Origin of the sequence: Pseudomonas fitomaticsae, assembly GCF_021018765.1 — a bacterium.
Classification (GTDB): domain Bacteria; phylum Pseudomonadota; class Gammaproteobacteria; order Pseudomonadales; family Pseudomonadaceae; genus Aquipseudomonas; species Aquipseudomonas fitomaticsae.
In genome coordinates, this window is record NZ_CP075567.1 from 4,533,161 (window position 1) to 4,550,058 (window position 16,898).

Here is a 16,898-nt window from a genome sequence, read left to right on the forward strand (position 1 = left end):
AACAACACAGGGAGTACCGCCATGAGCGTCAAACCCATTCCCGAGGGGTATCACAGCATTACCCCGTACCTCGGCATTCACAAAGCTGCCGAAGCCATCGACTTCTATAAAAAGGCGTTCGGTGCCACCGAAGTCATGCGCCTGAGCATGCCCGACGGCGGCATCGGCCACGCCGAACTGCGCATCGGTGACAGCGCGATCATGCTCGGCTCGCCATGCGATCAAGGGCCGTTGAGCAATCCGGACAAAGCAGTGTCGGTCGGTTTGCATCTGTACGTGACCGATGTCGACAAATCCTTTCAGCGTGCGCTGGAGGCCGGCGCCACCAGCGTGTCCGAGGTCAAGGATCAGTTCTACGGCGACCGCAGCGGGACATTGAAAGATCCGTACGGGCATCTGTGGTTTCTCGCCACGCGCAAGGAGGACCTGACCCAGGCGCAGATCGAGCAGCGGGCGAAGGAGATGTTCCAGCAGGGTTAGCAACGCCGAGTGTCCATTCCCGCGCAGCGCGCGGGGATGGGCGAACACGATTCATGAACCGTCGAACCACGCTTCACGTCTTGTCATGAACGCCCGGCGATTTCAGGATGCAGGCCACTCGCCTGAATAAAGGATCACCCGATGTTTGCCGGATTCGTCAAAGAACAGCGCCATGTCAACGGTGTGGACATCAGCTACCGTCTCAAAGGCAGCGGCCCGGGCCTGCTGCTGTTGCACGGTCACCCGCAGACCCACGTCATCTGGCACAAGATCGCCGAGCAACTGGCGGAGCACTTCACGGTGGTCGCCGCCGACCTGCGCGGTTATGGCGACAGCAGCCGCCCGCCGGCGGATGAGGCTCATCTCAATTACTCCAAGCGCGAGATGGCCCGCGACGGCGTGCAATTGATGAAGGCGTTGGGTTTCGAGCAGTTCTCGATCCTTGCCCATGACCGTGGCGCGCGAGTCGCCCATCGCCTGGCGCTCGATCATCCCGAGGTTGTGCAGCGCATGGTCCTGCTCGACATCGCGCCGACGCTGGCGATGTACAGCCAGACCAATGAAGCCTTTGCCCGCGCCTACTGGCACTGGTTCTTCCTGATCCGCCCGGCGCCGTTGCCGGAAACCCTGATCGAAGCCAATCCTGAAGGTTACCTGCGCAGTGTCATGGGCAGCCGCAGCGCCGGACTTGCACCCTTCACCGACGAGGCCTTCAGCGAATACCGGCGTTGCCTGGAACGTCCCGGCAGTGCTCGGGGGATCTGCGAGGACTACCGCGCCAGTGCCGGCATCGACCTGGAACATGATCGCGCCGATCTCGCGGCCGATCGTCATCTGAACCTGCCGTTACTCGTGCTGTGGGGCGCCGAGGGCACCGTCGGTCGCTGCTTCGATCCGCTCAAGGAATGGCAACAGGTTGCCACCGACGTACGGGGCAAAGCCCTGCCTGCCGGACATTACCTCGCCGAAGAAGTCCCTGGACTGTTGCTGACCGAAGCGCTCGACTTTCTCCGCTGATTCCCCTCCTTCAATCCGGCGGCACGCGCCGTCGGACTGCTTTGCCCTCCCCACATAACTCCGTCCGCGCGGCAGCCACCTGCAATCGCGAAACATTTACTTTCATATCGTTTATCGGGATTTGCTTCGGTCATCCGTCTTATAGAGATGCGGGCCGGTCGCGTAGGCAAAAGCCACGACCGGGCCTTTCAGGGACTCCTGTGCTGCGAAGCCCGTAGTACCGCCCCCTCACTCTGAATCAAGACTTGTCATCATGTCGAAGAAATCCCGCTCGAAACTGTGGTTCCTGGTACACAGCTGGCTGGCGTTGCCGATCTGGTTTTTCGTGCTGATCGTCTGCGTCACCGGCACTCTGGCGGTGGTCAGCCAGGAAATCGTCTGGCTGGCCAACCCGCAGATGCGCGCCAGCGCGCCGTCGGACGATGCGCCGCTGCTCAGCTACGACCAGATCATCGCAGCCATCAAGAAAGCCGAGCCGCAAACGGTCGTGCAAGAGATCGACCGCCCCGATGAATCGCACTTTGCCCTCGATGTCCGCGTCAGCTACCCCGACGGGCGCTCGCTGACGGTCTACGTCAACCCGTACACGGGCGTCATTCAGGGCGAAGCCCCGGCGTTCAATTTCAAAGGTTTCACCCGCGCCCTGCATGGCTGGTGGCTGGTGCCCTTCACCAATGGCTACAGCTGGGGCTGGTACCTGGTGTCGATCCTCGGCCTGCCCATGCTCGCCTCGCTGGTGACCGGGCTGGTGGTGTACAAGCGTTTCTGGAAAGGCTTTTTCAGCCCGACCTTGCGATTGCGCCACGGCGCGCGGATTTTCTGGGGCGACTTCCACCGCCTCAGCGGCATCTGGTCGATCTGGTTCATCGCGGTGATTTCCATCACCGGCACCTGGTTCCTGATTCAGGCACTGCTGGCCGACAACCACATTTCCATCTCGAGCGAACCGGTGATCCCGGCCATGTCCCGTGAGAGCGTGCCCCTCTCGGCGGACGGTTCGCCGGCCCCGCAGATCAGCCTCGATCGCGCGATCGAGATCGCCCAGCAGAAAATCCCCGGGCTGGAAACCAGCTATGTCAGCCTGCCGGGCAACGCCTACAGCCACCTCGATATTGGGGGGCGCGGCTGGTATCCGTTGATGTATCAGCGCGCGACGATCAATCCGTACAACGGTGAAATCGCTGCCTCGCGCCTGTTGTCCGACCGGACTTCGCTGGAGTTCGTCACCGAATCCATGCGGCCGTTGCACACCGGTGACTTCGGCGGGTTGTGGATCAAGCTGATCTGGTTCTTCTTCGGGCTGTTGCTGAGCATGATGGTGCTCAGCGGACTGCTGATCTGGACCAAGCGCACCGCACTGGCCACCGCCAACGCCCTCAAGCGCGAGCACAAGAAGCAACGCGTCAAGGCGCAACCGGCCCTGAACCGTGAACCGTCGGAGGTCAACCCGTGAGCCAGTCCAACGTTGCAACCCGCCCTTCACGCCTGAGCCTGTTCTGGCACAAGTGGCGCTTCCACATCAACGTGTTGCTGCTGTTGATCCCGCTGGGCTTCATGCCCCGGTACTTTGCAGACCAGTCGCTGTTTCGCGGCGACACTGGCCTGGGCGAACGCGAAGTCGGAGAAGTCCAGGTCGGCCCCTGGAGCCTGCGCATGGCCGAATTCCGTGACGAGGCGCCTCGCCCCGCCGGGCCTGCCGGCCACATGAAAAGCTTCAACGTCGCGTTGTGCGATGCCTGCATCGATCAGGTCAAGGCCACCTACCTGCGCATCGGCAAACCGCGCAGCCTGCGCGCCGCCGGGGTGATCTTCTTCGGCACGCCGTATCGCATGGGCACCCAGTTGCCGATTCCGGAAAAGACCCGAACCGACGCCGAACTGTGGATCACCATGGAAGGCTGGGACGGCAGCATGCATCAGGCCTCGATCCCCCTGAGCCAGGCCTCCCCCGCCACCATCGCCTGGCTGAACAAACAAGGAGCCAAACCATGACGCTCGTTCGACGCTTTTCCCGTCTGCGCCTGAGCAGCCTGATGCTGGTGCTGTGTGCCGGTTTCAGCGCCAGCGCCCTGGCCCACAACCCGATGTGCGAGTGCAAGGCCATCGACGCCGAGCAGATCAAATGCACCGGCGGCTTCTCCGACGGCAGCGGCGCACCGGGGGTGACCCTCGATGTGATCGGCTACGACGAGACCATCCTGGTACCGGGCAAGCTCGGCGCCGATTCGACCCTGACCTTCAAGAAACCCGGCGCCGAGTTCTACGTGCTGTTCGACGCCGGCCCCGGCCACGTGGTCGAAATCGACCAAGCGGATATCGAAGCCCCATGACCACGCCGACCACCCAGGTTGTACGCCCGGCCGGTGCCGGCCATGAAACCCTCAATGTGCTGCTGATGTGCCTGTTGATCCTCGCGGTCGCCGGATCGGTAGTCGCATGGCGCGGCGTCTCCCACGAGCCCGAGCCGGTTTCCAGCCATCAACTGGACGCCCGCCGTGACCTCGGCGCCAGCGAACAAGGCATCTATGCCGATCTGCGGGTGACCCTCGACGAAATCCGTCTGTTGCGCGAAGAACAGCAAACGCTACCCACACCGCAGAACCTGGCGGACGAGGGTTTCGCACCGTTTGCCCAGGACGCCAGTTCGGTCAGTCGTGGCGGTCATGCCTGGCAGTTGCTGGCCGACCGCGCCTACTTCGGCCACAGCCAGGCACCGGCCGTGGCCGGTTCGTTTCTGATGCGCCTGAACGACGCCGCGCCGGACATCTGGCTCAACCGCGCCACCGACCTGCAAGCGCCGACAGACCTGTCCGACGCAGCGCTGTCCGCTGCCGGCTGGAAACAGATCGTCGCGCAATTCGATGCCGGGGTGACCCGCGAACATCGTCATTGAACCCTCGCCTTCATTCGAGAGAAGACCGCTTGCCCATGCCTAGTTCATCTCAACGCCGTCCTTTCCTGCGCCTGCTGCTGGTCGGCCTGTGCGCCTGCCTGCTGAGCCCGCTGGCCAGCGCCGATCAGGCCAAGCGCCTGCGCATCGGCATCACCCTGCATCCGTACTACAGCTATGTGGCGAACATCGTCGGCGACAAGGCCGAGGTCGTGCCGCTGATTCCCGCCGGCTTCAACCCGCATGCCTACGAGCCGCGCGCCGAAGACATCAAGCGCATCAGCGGGCTGGATGTAATCGTGCTCAACGGGGTCGGCCATGACGACTTCGCCGACCGCATGATCGCCGCCAGCGAAACGCCGAACATCAAGACCATCGAAGCCAACGAAAACGTGCCATTGCTGGCCGCCACCGGGGTGGCCGCGCGCGGTGCCGGCAAAGTGGTGAACCCACACACGTTCCTGTCGATCAGCGCCTCGATTGCCCAGGTCAACAACATCGCCCGGGAACTGGGCAAGCTCGACCCGGACAACGCCAAAACCTACACCCAGAACGCCCGCGCCTACGGCAAACGCCTGCGGCAGATGCGCGCCGACGCCCTGGCCAAACTGACCCAGGCGCCGAACGCCGAACTGCGGGTGGCCACGGTGCACGCCGCCTATGACTACCTGCTGCGCGAATTCGGTCTGGAAGTCACCGCCGTGGTCGAGCCTGCGCACGGCATCGAGCCAAGCCCGAGCCAGTTGAAGAAAACCATCGACCAATTGCGCGAGCTGGACGTGAAAGTGATCTTCTCCGAGATGGACTTCCCGTCCACCTACGTCGAAACCATCCAGCGTGAATCCGGTGTGAAGCTGTACCCGCTGTCGCACATTTCCTACGGCGAATACACCGCCGACAAGTACGAAAAGGAAATGACCGGCAACCTCAACACCGTGGTTCGGGCAATTCAGGAGTCCGGCGCATGACGGCTCAGGAAAACCTCTCAATCACCCATAATGGCCCGACCCTGGATTTCGCCGATGTCAGCCTGACCCTCGGCCGCACGACGATTCTGGACAAGGTCACCTTCCAGGTGCAGCCCGGCAGCGTGCATGCGCTGGTCGGCCCCAACGGCGGCGGCAAGAGTTCGCTGATCAAGACCCTGCTCGGACAGATGCCCCATCAGGGCCGGCTCAGTCTGCAATGGCCCGGCGAACCCGGCACCATCGGCTACGTGCCGCAGGCGCTGGAATTCGATCGGGGTCTGCCGATGACCGTCGATGATTTCATGGCCGCCATGTGTCAGCGCCGCCCGGCCTTCCTCGGCTTGAGCAAGCATTATGTTGGCGCCATCGGCGAAGCGCTGGAGCGGGTCGGCATGCAGGACAAGCGCAAGCGCCGGATGGGTGCGCTGTCCGGTGGTGAACGCCAGCGGGTGCTGCTTGCCCAGGGCCTGATTCCGGCGCCGCAATTGCTGGTGCTGGATGAACCGATGTCGGCCCTTGACGAAGCCGGGATCCAGGTGTTCGAGCGTTTGCTGGGCGACTGGCGTGCGGCGGGCATCACGGTGCTGTGGATCGAGCACGATCTGGAAGCGGTCGGGCGCCTGGCCACCCGCGTCACCGGCCTCAACCGCCGGGTGCTGTTCGACGCCACGCCGCAACAGGCCCTGACCCCGGAACGCCTGCTGACCCTGTTCTCGACCCATCCACGGAGCGCTGCCTGATGAGTTACGAAGCCTTTCGTTTGATGGTGCAAGGCTGGGCCTCCTCCGGTTATCTGCCGGAGGCCCTGGCCTACGGGTTTGTGGTCAATGCCCTGCTCGCCGGTCTGCTGATCGGCCCGGTGCTCGGTGGCCTCGGCACGCTGGTGGTGGTCAAGCGCTTCGCGTTTTTCTCCGAAGCGGTGGGTCACGCGGCACTGACCGGCGTGGCCATCGGCATCCTGCTCGGCGAACCCTACACCGGCCCTTACGGCAGCCTGTTCGGCTACTGCCTGCTGTTCGGCATTCTGCTCAACTATTTGCGCAACCGCACCGGCCTGGCCCCGGACACGCTGATCGGCGTGTTCCTCTCGGTGTCCCTCGCCCTGGGCGCCAGCCTGCTGCTGATTCTGGCGGGCAAGATCAACGTGCACATTCTGGAAAACGTGCTGTTCGGCTCGGTGCTGACGGTCAACGGTAACGACCTGCTGGTGCTGGCGATTGTCGGCTCGCTGGTGATGGCGCTGGCCTTGCCGCTGTACAACCGGATCATGCTGGCCAGCTTCAACCCGCAGTTGGCGGCGGTGCGTGGCGTCGCGGTGAAGACCCTGGATTACCTGTTCGTGATTCTGGTGACGCTGATCACCGTCGCCGCAGTGAAAGTCATCGGTGCGATTCTGGTCGGTGCGCTGCTGGTAATTCCGGCGGCAGCCGCCCGCTTGCTCAGCCAGTCGCTCAAGGGCTTTTTCTGGTGTTCGGTGCTGATTGCCACGGTCAGCACGTTGTGCGGGATTCTCGCGCCCATCGTGTTCGACCTGCCGATTCCGTCCGGCGCCGCGATCATCCTGGTCGCCGGTATCGCCTTCGCCCTCGCCGCGATTGCCCGGGGCGTCGTCCCCAGTCTGAAAGGGAACCTTGGATAAATGGCTTTTTCATTGCGACAACTGACTCTGGCCATCGCCCTCAGCGGTGTGGTTTCGAGCCCTCTGCTGGCTGCCGAGAAACCGTTGCGGGTGCTGGCCTCGTTGCCCATCACTTACGGCCTGGGCGAAGTCCTGCTCAAGGGTACCGACATCAGCCTCGAGCGCGCAGCGCCCGCTAATCTGCCGGGTAGCCGCCAGACCGCCTACTTCACCGGGCGTGGTGCCCCGGCGCTGGACAAACTGGCCACTGGCGCCGATGCGGTGATCGGCGTGCGCTCGCTGTGGGCCGATGATCCGCTGTATCCGATCGCCCGACGCAGCAACATCCGCATCGTCGAAGTCGACGCCGCCCGCCCGGTGGACGGCGCCCTGCCCGGCATCGCCGTGCAACCGGGGTTGAAGGTCGATGGTTTGAACAGTCAGCCGTGGCTGGCGAGCAACAACATGGGCCGTATGGCCGACGTGATGGCAGCGGATCTGGTGCGCCTGGCACCAAAGGACAAACCGAAGATCGAAGCCAATCTGTCCGCACTGAAACAGCGCCTGCTGAAACTCAGTGCCGACAGCGAAGCCCGTCTGGCCCGTGCCGACAACCTGAGCGTGATGAGCCTTAGCGATCACTTCGGTTATCTGATTGGCAGCCTCAATCTGGAATTGATCGGGCAGGACGCTCGACCGGATGCCGAATGGACGCCTGAGGATCTGAAAAAACTGACCGCTACCCTGAAAGATAACGACGTGGCAGTGGTGCTGCACCATCGGCAACCGTCGGACGCGGTGAAAGCGGCGATTGCCGAATCGGGCAGTCAACTGCTGGTGCTGAGCACCGATGCGGCGGATCCGGTGGCAGAGCTGGAAGGCAATGTGGATGTGCTGCTCAAGGGCCTGAGCGGCGCGTAACAGCAGTCTTCCAGACATGAAAAAACCCGCTGACTGTTTCCAGTCCAGCGGGTTTCTTTTTGCCTGAAGACTTACTGGGCAGCCGCTTGCGCTTCCATCTTCTGGCGCAGGCTCAGCGGACGCATGTCGGTCCAGACTTCTTCGATGTAGGCCAGGCATTCCTTTTTCAGACCACTCTTGCCGACGGTGCGCCAGCCTTCCGGCACGGCCTTGTAGTCCGGCCAGATCGAGTACTGCTCTTCGTGGTTAACCACGACTTGAAAGAGGATGTCCTCGCGGTCGAATACTGACGTCATGCTGTGTCTCCATCGCTGTAAGGGTGGGCTGCACGATGGGTGCAGCCGGGTATGTAGAAAGAACGTTCGACGCGGCGAAAAATTTACAGGGCAGCAGTCGCGGCGCTCAACGCACGGCCGAAGATCTCGGCGACGCGATCGATTTCCGCAGCGGTGATCACCAACGGCGGCAGGAACCGCACCACCGCACCATGACGCCCGCCCAGTTCCAGGATCAGTCCACGCTTCAGGCATTCGCGTTGCACCAGCGGCGCCAGACGCGCAAACGCCGGTGGATGGCCGAGTGCGTCCGGCGTGCCGTTCGGATCGACCAGTTCCACACCGAGCATCAGGCCACGACCGCGAATGTCGCCCAACTGCGGGAAGTCGCGCTGCAGGATGTGCAGGTGCTCGCTCAGGCGTGCGCCCATGGCGGCGGCGTGTTCGCAGACGTTGTTTTCGACCAGATAACGCATCACTGCGGAACCGGCGGCCATCGCCATCTGATTGCCACGGAACGTACCGGCGTGTGCGCCCGGCTGCCAGGTATCGAGCCAGTCCCGATAAACCACCACCGCCAACGGCAGACTGCCGCCGATGGCTTTGGACAGCACCACCACGTCCGGGGTGATGCCGGCGTGCTCGAAGGCAAACATCTTGCCGGTACGGGCGAAACCGCTCTGGATTTCGTCGACGATCAACGCGACGCCGGCCTTCTCGGTGATGCGGCGCAGACCGCGCAACCACTCGATGTCCGCCGGGATCACACCGCCCTCGCCCTGCACCGCTTCAACGATGACTGCCGCCGGCAATTGCACGCCGGCCTCGGGATCATTGAGCAGGTTTTCCAAGTAACTCAGGTTGGCCTTTACACCGGCCGCGCCACCGAGGCCGAACGGGCAACGGTAGTCATACGGGAACGGCATGAATTGCACGCCGTTGCTGAGCAGCGCGCCCAGCGGTTTTTTCGGCCCCAGGCTGCCCATCAGGCTCAAGGCCCCCTGGCTCATGCCGTGGTAACCGCCGGAGAACGACAGCACGGTGCTGCGTCCGGTGGCGGTGCGCACCAGTTTCAGCGCCGCTTCCACGGCGTCGGTGCCGGTCGGGCCGCAGAACTGGATTTTCGCTTCCTTGGCCAATGCTGGAGGCAGCAGGCCGAACAGGTCCTGAACGAACTGGTCTTTCACCGGTGTGGTCAGGTCCAGGGTGTGCAGCGGCAACTCATCGGCCAGCACCTGCTGGATCGCCTCGATCACCACCGGGTGGTTATGCCCCAGCGCCAGAGTGCCTGCACCCGCCAGGCAATCGATGAAGGTGCGCCCTTCGACATCCTCGACGTACAGGCCTTTGGCGCGTTTCAGCGCCAGGGGAATCCGGCGCGGGTAACTGCGGGCATTGGATTCCTGCTGGCTCTGACGGGCCAGCAACGGCGATTGATTGAACTGATACAGCGTTTCAGCCGGCGTGGAGGCGATCCGGGCCGACGATTCTTCAATAAGGCTGGTGGCGACTGACATCTTTCGACCCCTCAATACGCTATGGATAGTGACCAAAACTGCACACCGGGCAAATGCGCGTTCCGGTTGCGGGGCGCACATGCAGGTTTTCCTGTTCTGGAAACGCACCAGCGTGTCGAGGATTTACACCCTTGATCGAATGTCAGGCCGACAATGCCAGCGGCTTGTGCATCGGCAGGGTCAAAACGCCGTCATGCGTGGAAGGAGACGCCGCTTCGCGATACCCCAGGCGCCGGTAGAACGCCTCGCCGGTGCGCGTGCTGGCGAGCGTGACGCAAGGCCTGCCACGAATCCTCAGCCAACCCTCGAGATCGCCCATCAGCGCGCGGCCCGCGCCTCGGCGAAACCACTCCGGCTGTACATGACAGAACGTGACCTCACCATTGGCGGCGGCCATGCCGACGCCGACCGGCTTATCGTGAAGAAGCGCGATATTCAGATAGAGATGCGGATCAGCGAGCCAGGCGCTGATTTGTTCCGCCGATTGTCGGCGGACCCAGCGGTCGACCAGTTGTGGATCGTTGCGATGATCGAGGGCGCAACCGACGCGGATCGAGCGTTCGAGGATCCGGCTGATGATGCCGGCGTCGGCGACTGTGGCGGGACAGATGTAGACGGGTGCTTCCATGGCGCTGTTTCCCTCAATCCATTGAGTCAAAGGCTGGGGCGACAATAACGTCGCGGCCGGCGGATGACTAATGGAGAGAGGTTACATTTGATGTGCCTGGCAAATGTCAGACCGGTTGCAGCGGCATGGTCAGCTCGACCCGCAAACCATCCGGGCGGCTGTCGAAATGCAGGGTACAGGCGCAGCGCTGAACGATGGCCTGGACAATCGCCAGCCCCAGTCCGCAGCCGGTGCTCTGGCCGTTGCGCCAGAAGCGCTGGGTCAGGTGTTGCAGATCATCCGGCGCAATGCCCGGACCATGATCGCGCACCACGAAACGCACACGATTGGCGCTGGTTTCCAGGCTCAGCTCCACCGCGCCGTCCGTCGGTGTATGACGCAGGGCGTTATCCAGCAGGTTGCGCAAGGCCGCGATCGACAGCACCGCCGGCATTTGCAGGGGCGCACCGGACAAGCGTTCAGGCAGGTGCAGCCTGATGCGCTGGCGCTGGTCGCTGGCCGAGTCCTGAATCGCCAGTTTCGCCACCTGCTCGGCGCTGCACTGCACGCCGTCGTCGAACGACAGACTGCCCTCGACCCGCGCCAGCAACAGCAATTGCTCAAGGGTCCGGTGCAGGCGGTCGGCGCCCTCCTCGGCCCGGGCCAGGGACTGATCGCGGGCATTGCCTTCGGTCATGCGCGCCACTTGCAGGTGGGTCTTGATCGCCGTCAACGGGCTGCGCAGTTCATGGGCGGCGTCACCGGTCAGGCGTCGTTCGCGCTCGATGGTCTTGCCGATGCGCTGGAACAGCTGGTTCTGGGTTTCCAGCAGCGGTTTCAGCTCGCTGGGGAATGACTGCAACTGCAACGGTTCGAGCGAATCGGCATTGCGGCGCATCAAGGCTTCGCGCAAACGGTTGAGCGGTGCCAGGCCCTGTCCGATCCCCAGCCACAGCAGACACAGGCAGCCGAGCAGCGCCACGCCCACCGGCACCGAGGCCGCCAGCAGGATCGACATGTTCAGGGCTTCGCGCTCGATCACCCGGTCAGCGGTGGTGATGCGCACATCGCCCCGGGCCAGAGTGAAGGTGCGCCACGGAGCACCGTCGATCATCTGGTCGTGAAAGCCCATTTTCTGCGCCTCCAGTGCCTGTTCCGGGTTGTTGTGGCTGCGGGCGAGGATCTCGCCACGCAACGAGCTGACCTGACAGGCCATGCCGCCGGGAATGTTCAGTTGTTCGGCGCTGAAGTGAGTGCCTTCGCCTTTGCTCGGGATTGCCGGCAATTGCTCCAGCAGTCCGGCGACCATCCGCGCCGAGGCCACCAGTCGCTGGTCGAGGGAAAACATCATCTGGTTACGCAGGTCGCTGAGCATCCAGGCAGCCGCCAGTGCCCAGATCAGCGCGAACGCGGCGCCGAGGGTCAGGCTCAGGCGCAGGCGCAGACTCATCACTTGTCAGGTTCTCCACCATCGGCCGGGCCCAGACGATAACCCAGACCACGCACGGTTTCGACGATGCCTTTGCCCAGTTTGCTGCGCAGGTGATGGATGTGCACGTTGAGGGCGTTGCTCTCCAGCTCATCGCTGAAACCGTAGACGCTGTCCTTCAACTGCTCGGTGGACAACACCCGGCCACGGTTGTGCAGCAGGGCTTGCAGCAGGGACTGTTCGCGGCGGGACAGGTCCACCGAACGGCCGGCCAACGTGGTTTCACGGCTGCTCGGGTCGTAGGTCAGCGCGCCGTGCTCGATCAGGTTGACGCTGCGCCCGGCCACCCGGCGCAGCAGCGTTTGCAGACGGGCGAACAATTCGCGCAGATCGAATGGCTTGAGCAGATAGTCGTCCGCACCGGACTGCAAACCATCGACACGGTCGGTGACCGAATCCCGCGCGGTGAGGATCAGCACCGGGATTTCCAGGCCTTGCTGACGCAATTGCTGCAGCAGCTTGAGGCCATCTTCGTCCGGCAGGCCGAGATCGAGCACCATCACGTCGAACTCGGCGACCTTGAGGATCGCCCGGGCCTTGGAGGCGGTGTTGACGTGTTCGACCGTCAAGCCCTGGGCCGTCAGCCCGGCGACGATGCCGCTGGCGATCAACTCATCGTCTTCGCAAACCAGTACGTGCATGGGAGCTCCATGAGAAAAAACACGAGTCAAGCAGGACAGGATTAAGCGGCAATTATGGGCACTGTTTGTGCCAAGGAAAAGCATGATCCCGAATCATACGACTATGAACAATGTCTTTTTCAACCCAAGCTGATGCACCGACAACTAAAAGCCAACAAACAACTTATCAACCCATCAACTTAAACCCGACACATAGAGCAACCAACAAGATAATGCACAGATGTTATTTACCGCGATAACCTTCCAACGCAACAAAAACAAATACCACCAAACGAACTCCACTTAATCAAGAAGAAAGATCAAATGTCCAAACTTAAAGATTTTGTAGCCATCGATTGGCGCTCCGGCACTGACCGTATTTATTTCTTCCTCAAAGATAACGACACCTATTCCCGCTACGACAATGGCGACGAAAAAATATCAGGTGATTATCCGCAACCGATCAAGGGCAACTGGGACGGGTTCGATGCCCATGCCAAGAACCTGCGATTCGGATTCACCCAAACACAGACGGGCGACAAGGATATTGCCTGGTTGTTCTTTTACAATGGCGACCGTCCATGGGTTTGTGCCTATGACCAGGACAAAGACAAGGTTGACGCGTTTTACAACCTTTCCAACTCTCTCTGGACGCCGATCCTGCCCTACTTTGAAAGAATCATCGCCGGCACATGGCTGGAAGCGCTCGGATACAAATCCCTGTTTCGCTTCCTGTTGGATGATGGAACTCATCTGACATTCGACACTATAAAGCAACAAATAAAGCACGACCCCACAGCGGTGTTACCCGGACTTGCACCTTATAAACATCGTCTTGTTACTGCGGCTCAAGTTGATCCCACTTTCAGCGACAACCTCTGGTACATCTTCCTGACCAATGACCAGTTCGTGACCTACAACATGCAAAAAGGCCGGGTCGAAGGAGGCGTGCACAATGTCAGTGGCAGATTCGCCGGGTTGACCCGGGGTCTCTGACTCCCCAAACCGTCTGCAACGCTGTAGCGTCGCGCAGGTTCGACGCATGGAAATGCCCGGTTAATCATCGGTTAATCGCCGCCGCCCATTGTGCTCATCACTTGCACAGGGACAAGGCTCCACCATGCGTCATTTTTTTCTATTGTTTGCACTGTTGATTTCGAGTCTGGCCCAGGCAGGGAATGATCCCTTTGCATCAAAACCGGAGTTCCTGCCGGTCGACAAGGCGTTCGTACTGACCTCGGAACGTCTGGATTCCGGTGAGACCCAGCTGTTCTGGCAAATTGCCGACGGCTACTACCTGTATCAGAAGCGCCTGAAGTTTGACGGGCTGGCAACGCAAAACGTCCCGGCCCTGCCCGAAGGCGAGTCCCACAGCGACGAGTATTTCGGCGAACAACCGGTTTATCGCCAGGGTCTGGAATTGAAGATTCCGGCAGCCGCCCAAGGCCAGATCAAGGTCAGTTATCAGGGCTGTGCCGACGCTGGTCTTTGCTATCCACCACAGACCCGAGTGATCGACCTCGGCGGCAAAGCCGCTGCAACGACAGATGAAGCGCCGGATCAAGCACTGGCCAGCGGCCTGCAACAGCACTCGCTGGGTTGGAGTCTGCTGGTGTTCTTCGGCTTGGGCCTGCTGCTGGCGTTTGCACCGTGTTCGTTGCCGATGCTGCCGATTCTGGCGGGCATGGTGGTGGGCAGCGGCGCCACGCCCCGTCGCGGTTTCGCGCTGGCCAGCAGCTATGTGATTTGCATGGCGCTGGTGTATGCGGCAATGGGTGTCATCGCCGCGCTGCTGGGAGCGAACCTTCAGGCCTGGTTGCAAAACCCATGGCTGCTCGGAACGTTCGCGGCGGTGTTCGTGATTCTGGCGCTGCCGATGTTCGGCTTCTTTGAACTGCAATTGCCGGTGGCCGTGCGTGATCGGCTGGAGCACGCCTCGCGCAGTCGCAGCGGCGGCAGCCTGGTCGGAGCGGGGGTACTGGGTGCGTTGTCCGGCCTGCTTGTCGGCCCGTGCATGACCGCACCGCTGGCCGGTGCCCTGCTCTACATCGCGCAAAGCGGCAATGCCCTGCACGGCGGCTTGATCCTGTTTGCCCTGGGCATCGGCATCGGCATCCCGCTGTTGGTGCTGGTGACGGTCGGCAATCGTTTCCTGCCGAAACCCGGCGCGTGGATGAACCTGCTCAAGGGCGTGTTCGGCTTCCTGTTCCTGGGTACGGCGGTGTTGATGCTGCGTCCGGTGCTGGACTCGTCGCTGTGGCTCGCACTGTGCGGTGCGTTGCTGCTGATCGCGGCCTACAGCGCCTGGAAACAGTCCGAAGGCTTCGGTCGGGTAGCCCAGTTGTTCGGAGCCAGCTCGCTGTTGCTGGGACTGTGGGGCAGCTTATTGGTCGTGGGTGCAGCAGGCGGCAGCGATGATCCGTTTCAACCGTTGCAGGTGTATAGCGCCGGACGCACCGGCACGGCTGCACCGAACGGTCATGAAGCGTTCATTACGATCAAGGATCCAGCGGCCCTGCAACGCGAACTCGACACCGCCAAAGCGCAGGGCCAGTGGGTGTTGCTCGATTACTACGCCGACTGGTGCACGTCGTGCAAAGTCATGGAGAAACAGGTGTTCGGCCAGGCGCGGGTGATGCAGGCCCTGAGCGATGTGCGCTTGCTCCGACTCGACGTCACCGCCGACAATGCCGCCAGCCGCGAACTGCTCGGCCGTTATAAAGTGCCGGGGCCACCGAGTTTCGTGTGGATCGGCGCCGACGGCGAAGAGCGCCGCAGCCAGCGCATCACCGGCGAGGTCGATGCCGATACTTTCCTGCAACGCTGGACCACCACCCGAGACGCCCGTTAATGCTGACCTTCACCCTCGGCACCTTTGCCATCGCACTCAACCACCTGCTGCTGATCAGCGCGCTGGCGCTGGCGACCTTCGTCGGCTGGCGGGTGGCCAAGCGCGGCGGTGACAACCCCGAGTCGGCGCTGTTCAGCCTGTTTCTGCTCGGCATGCTGGCGGCGCGCATTGCGTTTGTCGCTGTGTACTGGGGCCACTATCGCAACGATCTGTGGCAGATCATCGACCTGCGCGACGGCGGTTTTCTCGCCTGGCCGGGGGTGATCGTGCTGCTTCTCGCAGCGCTGTATCGTGGCTGGCGCCGGCCGGGTTTGCGTCGACCGCTGGGGTTCGGCGTGGTCAGCGGCGTGGCGTTCTGGGTTTTGGCGACCCTGTCGCTGAACATCTATGAGCAAGGCACACGCTTGCCGGACATCACCCTGCGCAACGCCGCCGGGGAAACCGTGACACTCACCGACTATCAGGGCGGGCCGCTGGTGATCAACCTGTGGGCCACCTGGTGCCCGCCGTGCCGCCGGGAAATGCCGGTGCTGGAAAACGCCCAGCAACAACGCCCGGACCTGACGTTCCTGTTCGTCAACCAGGCCGAAAGCATGCAAAGCGTCGCCACGTTTCTCGAAACCCAGGGCTTGAGCCTGAACAACGTGCTGTTCGACCGCAGCGGGCGTCTGGGCCAGGCCGTGGGTTCCATGGCCCTGCCGACTACGCTGTTCTATAGCCCGGACGGTCGCCTGCTGGGCAGCCATCTGGGCGAGTTGTCGAACGCCAGCCTGGCCCGCGCCCTGGAAAACTTCGACACCCCGGCTTCCAGCCCGAATCCGGCCACCTCTTCTTCAAGGAAACTGCCATGCCCCGCCTCCGCCACCTGCTGACGCTGACCATGAGCGCAGCCCTGCTGCACTTGCCGTCGGTCCAGGCCGCCGAAGAACTGCCTGAAGCGATCAAGAAAATCGAAGCCAAGGGCGCCAAGATCGTCGGCCAGTTCGATGCGCCGGACGGCTTGCGTGGTTACGCCGCGCAATACCAGAACCGTGGCATGGCGCTGTACCTGACGCCGGACGGCAAGCATGTGCTGCTGGGCAATCTGTACGATGCCGACGGCAACGATCTGAGCAGCGCGCCGCTGCAAAAACTGGTTTACGCGCCAATGGCCAAGGAAGTCTGGGCCAAGTTCGAGGCCAGCAACTGGATTCAGGACGGCAACAAGGACGCGCCGCGCACCGTGTACCTGTTCAGTGATCCGAACTGCCCCTACTGCAACATGTTCTGGGAACAGGCCCGCCCATGGGTCAAGGCCGGCAAGGTGCAGCTGCGGCACATCATGGTCGGCATCATCCGCGAAGACAGCCCGGCCAAATCCGCCGCCCTGCTCGCAGCCAAAGATCCGAGCAAAGCCCTGGAAGATCACGAGAAGGCTGGCAAGGCCAGTACCCTCAAGGCCTTGAAGGACATTCCGGTTGCCGTACAGACCAAACTCGCGGCGAACATGCAGTTGATGGAAGACCTGGAATTGCAGGCCACCCCGGCGATCTTCTACATGGACGACAAGGGCGAGCTACAACAACAGCAAGGCGCGCCGACGCCGGACAAACTGGCGAAGATTCTCGGCCCGAAATAAAAAACGCCCACGCAATGCGTGGGCGTT

At 62.3% G+C, this 16,898-nt stretch carries 19 protein-coding genes; 14 read left to right on the top strand and 5 right to left on the bottom strand.

Annotation, left to right across the window (positions count from 1 at the left end; all coding sequences use genetic code 11):
• Positions 1-21: 21 nt before the first annotated feature.
• From KJY40_RS20310 to KJY40_RS20355, 10 genes are all read left to right on the top strand, one after another.
• Entirely contained in the window at positions 22-480 is a 459-nt protein-coding gene (locus KJY40_RS20310; protein WP_074687912.1) for a VOC family protein, read from the top strand.
• A 141-nt stretch (positions 481-621) separates the two neighbouring features.
• A complete protein-coding gene (locus tag KJY40_RS20315) occupies positions 622-1,497 on the top strand; it encodes an alpha/beta fold hydrolase (protein WP_230732327.1) in 876 nt (291 codons plus the stop codon).
• A gap of 253 nt (positions 1,498-1,750) precedes the next feature.
• Entirely contained in the window at positions 1,751-2,950 is a 1,200-nt protein-coding gene (locus KJY40_RS20320) for a PepSY-associated TM helix domain-containing protein (protein WP_127799101.1), read from the top strand.
• Complete coding sequence (locus tag KJY40_RS20325) at positions 2,947-3,489, top strand: hypothetical protein (protein WP_007955814.1); 543 nt, start codon at positions 2,947-2,949, stop codon at positions 3,487-3,489. Before KJY40_RS20320 ends, KJY40_RS20325 begins: the two co-directional genes overlap by 4 nt.
• Positions 3,486-3,827 carry a hypothetical protein gene (locus KJY40_RS20330; RefSeq protein ID WP_230732328.1) on the top strand — a complete coding sequence of 114 codons (342 nt, stop codon included), beginning with the start codon at positions 3,486-3,488 and terminating at the stop codon, positions 3,825-3,827. The genes KJY40_RS20325 and KJY40_RS20330 overlap by 4 nt, the downstream gene beginning before the upstream one ends.
• The gene (locus KJY40_RS20335; protein WP_230732329.1) at positions 3,824-4,390 is read left to right on the top strand and encodes a DUF6162 family protein; all 567 of its coding nucleotides are present in this window, start codon (positions 3,824-3,826) and stop codon (positions 4,388-4,390) included. The genes KJY40_RS20330 and KJY40_RS20335 overlap by 4 nt, the downstream gene beginning before the upstream one ends.
• Before the next feature lie 35 nt (positions 4,391-4,425).
• Positions 4,426-5,355, top strand: coding sequence for a metal ABC transporter substrate-binding protein (locus KJY40_RS20340; RefSeq protein ID WP_127799107.1), 930 nt, complete (start codon positions 4,426-4,428; stop codon positions 5,353-5,355).
• The gene (locus KJY40_RS20345; RefSeq protein ID WP_230732331.1) at positions 5,352-6,095 is read left to right on the top strand and encodes a metal ABC transporter ATP-binding protein; all 744 of its coding nucleotides are present in this window, start codon (positions 5,352-5,354) and stop codon (positions 6,093-6,095) included. Before KJY40_RS20340 ends, KJY40_RS20345 begins: the two co-directional genes overlap by 4 nt.
• The gene (locus KJY40_RS20350; protein WP_003226663.1) at positions 6,095-6,994 is read left to right on the top strand and encodes a metal ABC transporter permease; all 900 of its coding nucleotides are present in this window, start codon (positions 6,095-6,097) and stop codon (positions 6,992-6,994) included. Before KJY40_RS20345 ends, KJY40_RS20350 begins: the two co-directional genes overlap by 1 nt.
• Complete coding sequence (locus KJY40_RS20355) at positions 6,995-7,894, top strand: metal ABC transporter substrate-binding protein (RefSeq protein WP_230732334.1); 900 nt, start codon at positions 6,995-6,997, stop codon at positions 7,892-7,894. It begins immediately after the preceding gene.
• Positions 7,895-7,965: 71 nt separating this feature from the next.
• On the opposite strand, the gene KJY40_RS20360 is transcribed toward KJY40_RS20355, so the two are convergent.
• The 5 genes from KJY40_RS20360 to KJY40_RS20380 all read right to left on the bottom strand — a co-directional run bounded on the left by KJY40_RS20360 (position 7,966) and on the right by KJY40_RS20380 (position 12,423).
• Complete coding sequence (locus KJY40_RS20360) at positions 7,966-8,190, bottom strand: MbtH family protein (RefSeq protein WP_007917715.1); 225 nt, start codon at positions 8,188-8,190, stop codon at positions 7,966-7,968.
• An 83-nt stretch (positions 8,191-8,273) separates the two neighbouring features.
• A complete protein-coding gene (locus KJY40_RS20365) occupies positions 8,274-9,686 on the bottom strand; it encodes an aspartate aminotransferase family protein (protein WP_230732336.1) in 1,413 nt (470 codons plus the stop codon).
• A gap of 142 nt (positions 9,687-9,828) precedes the next feature.
• On the bottom strand, positions 9,829-10,314 hold the full coding sequence (locus tag KJY40_RS20370) for a GNAT family N-acetyltransferase (RefSeq protein ID WP_230732339.1): 486 nt from the start codon (positions 10,312-10,314) through the stop codon (positions 9,829-9,831).
• Between the two features lie 106 nt (positions 10,315-10,420).
• Complete coding sequence (locus tag KJY40_RS20375) at positions 10,421-11,743, bottom strand: ATP-binding protein (RefSeq protein ID WP_230732342.1); 1,323 nt, start codon at positions 11,741-11,743, stop codon at positions 10,421-10,423.
• Positions 11,743-12,423 carry a response regulator gene (locus tag KJY40_RS20380; protein ID WP_114884486.1) on the bottom strand — a complete coding sequence of 227 codons (681 nt, stop codon included), beginning with the start codon at positions 12,421-12,423 and terminating at the stop codon, positions 11,743-11,745. Before KJY40_RS20380 ends, KJY40_RS20375 begins: the two co-directional genes overlap by 1 nt.
• Positions 12,424-12,726: 303 nt before the next feature.
• On the opposite strand from KJY40_RS20380, the gene KJY40_RS20385 reads away from it, so the two are divergent.
• The 4 genes from KJY40_RS20385 (at position 12,727) to dsbG (ending at position 16,871) form a co-directional block, all read left to right on the top strand.
• Complete coding sequence (locus KJY40_RS20385) at positions 12,727-13,398, top strand: hypothetical protein (protein ID WP_230732344.1); 672 nt, start codon at positions 12,727-12,729, stop codon at positions 13,396-13,398.
• Positions 13,399-13,522: 124 nt separating this feature from the next.
• Entirely contained in the window at positions 13,523-15,253 is a 1,731-nt protein-coding gene (gene dsbD, locus KJY40_RS20390; RefSeq protein WP_230732347.1) for a protein-disulfide reductase DsbD, read from the top strand.
• On the top strand, positions 15,253-16,125 hold the full coding sequence (locus tag KJY40_RS20395; RefSeq protein WP_230732351.1) for a TlpA disulfide reductase family protein: 873 nt from the start codon (positions 15,253-15,255) through the stop codon (positions 16,123-16,125). The genes dsbD and KJY40_RS20395 overlap by 1 nt, the downstream gene beginning before the upstream one ends.
• Positions 16,101-16,871 (top strand): thiol:disulfide interchange protein DsbG, encoded by a 771-nt coding sequence (dsbG, locus tag KJY40_RS20400; protein WP_230732352.1) that lies wholly within the window; start codon positions 16,101-16,103, stop codon positions 16,869-16,871. Before KJY40_RS20395 ends, dsbG begins: the two co-directional genes overlap by 25 nt.
• Positions 16,872-16,898 lie beyond the last annotated feature (27 nt).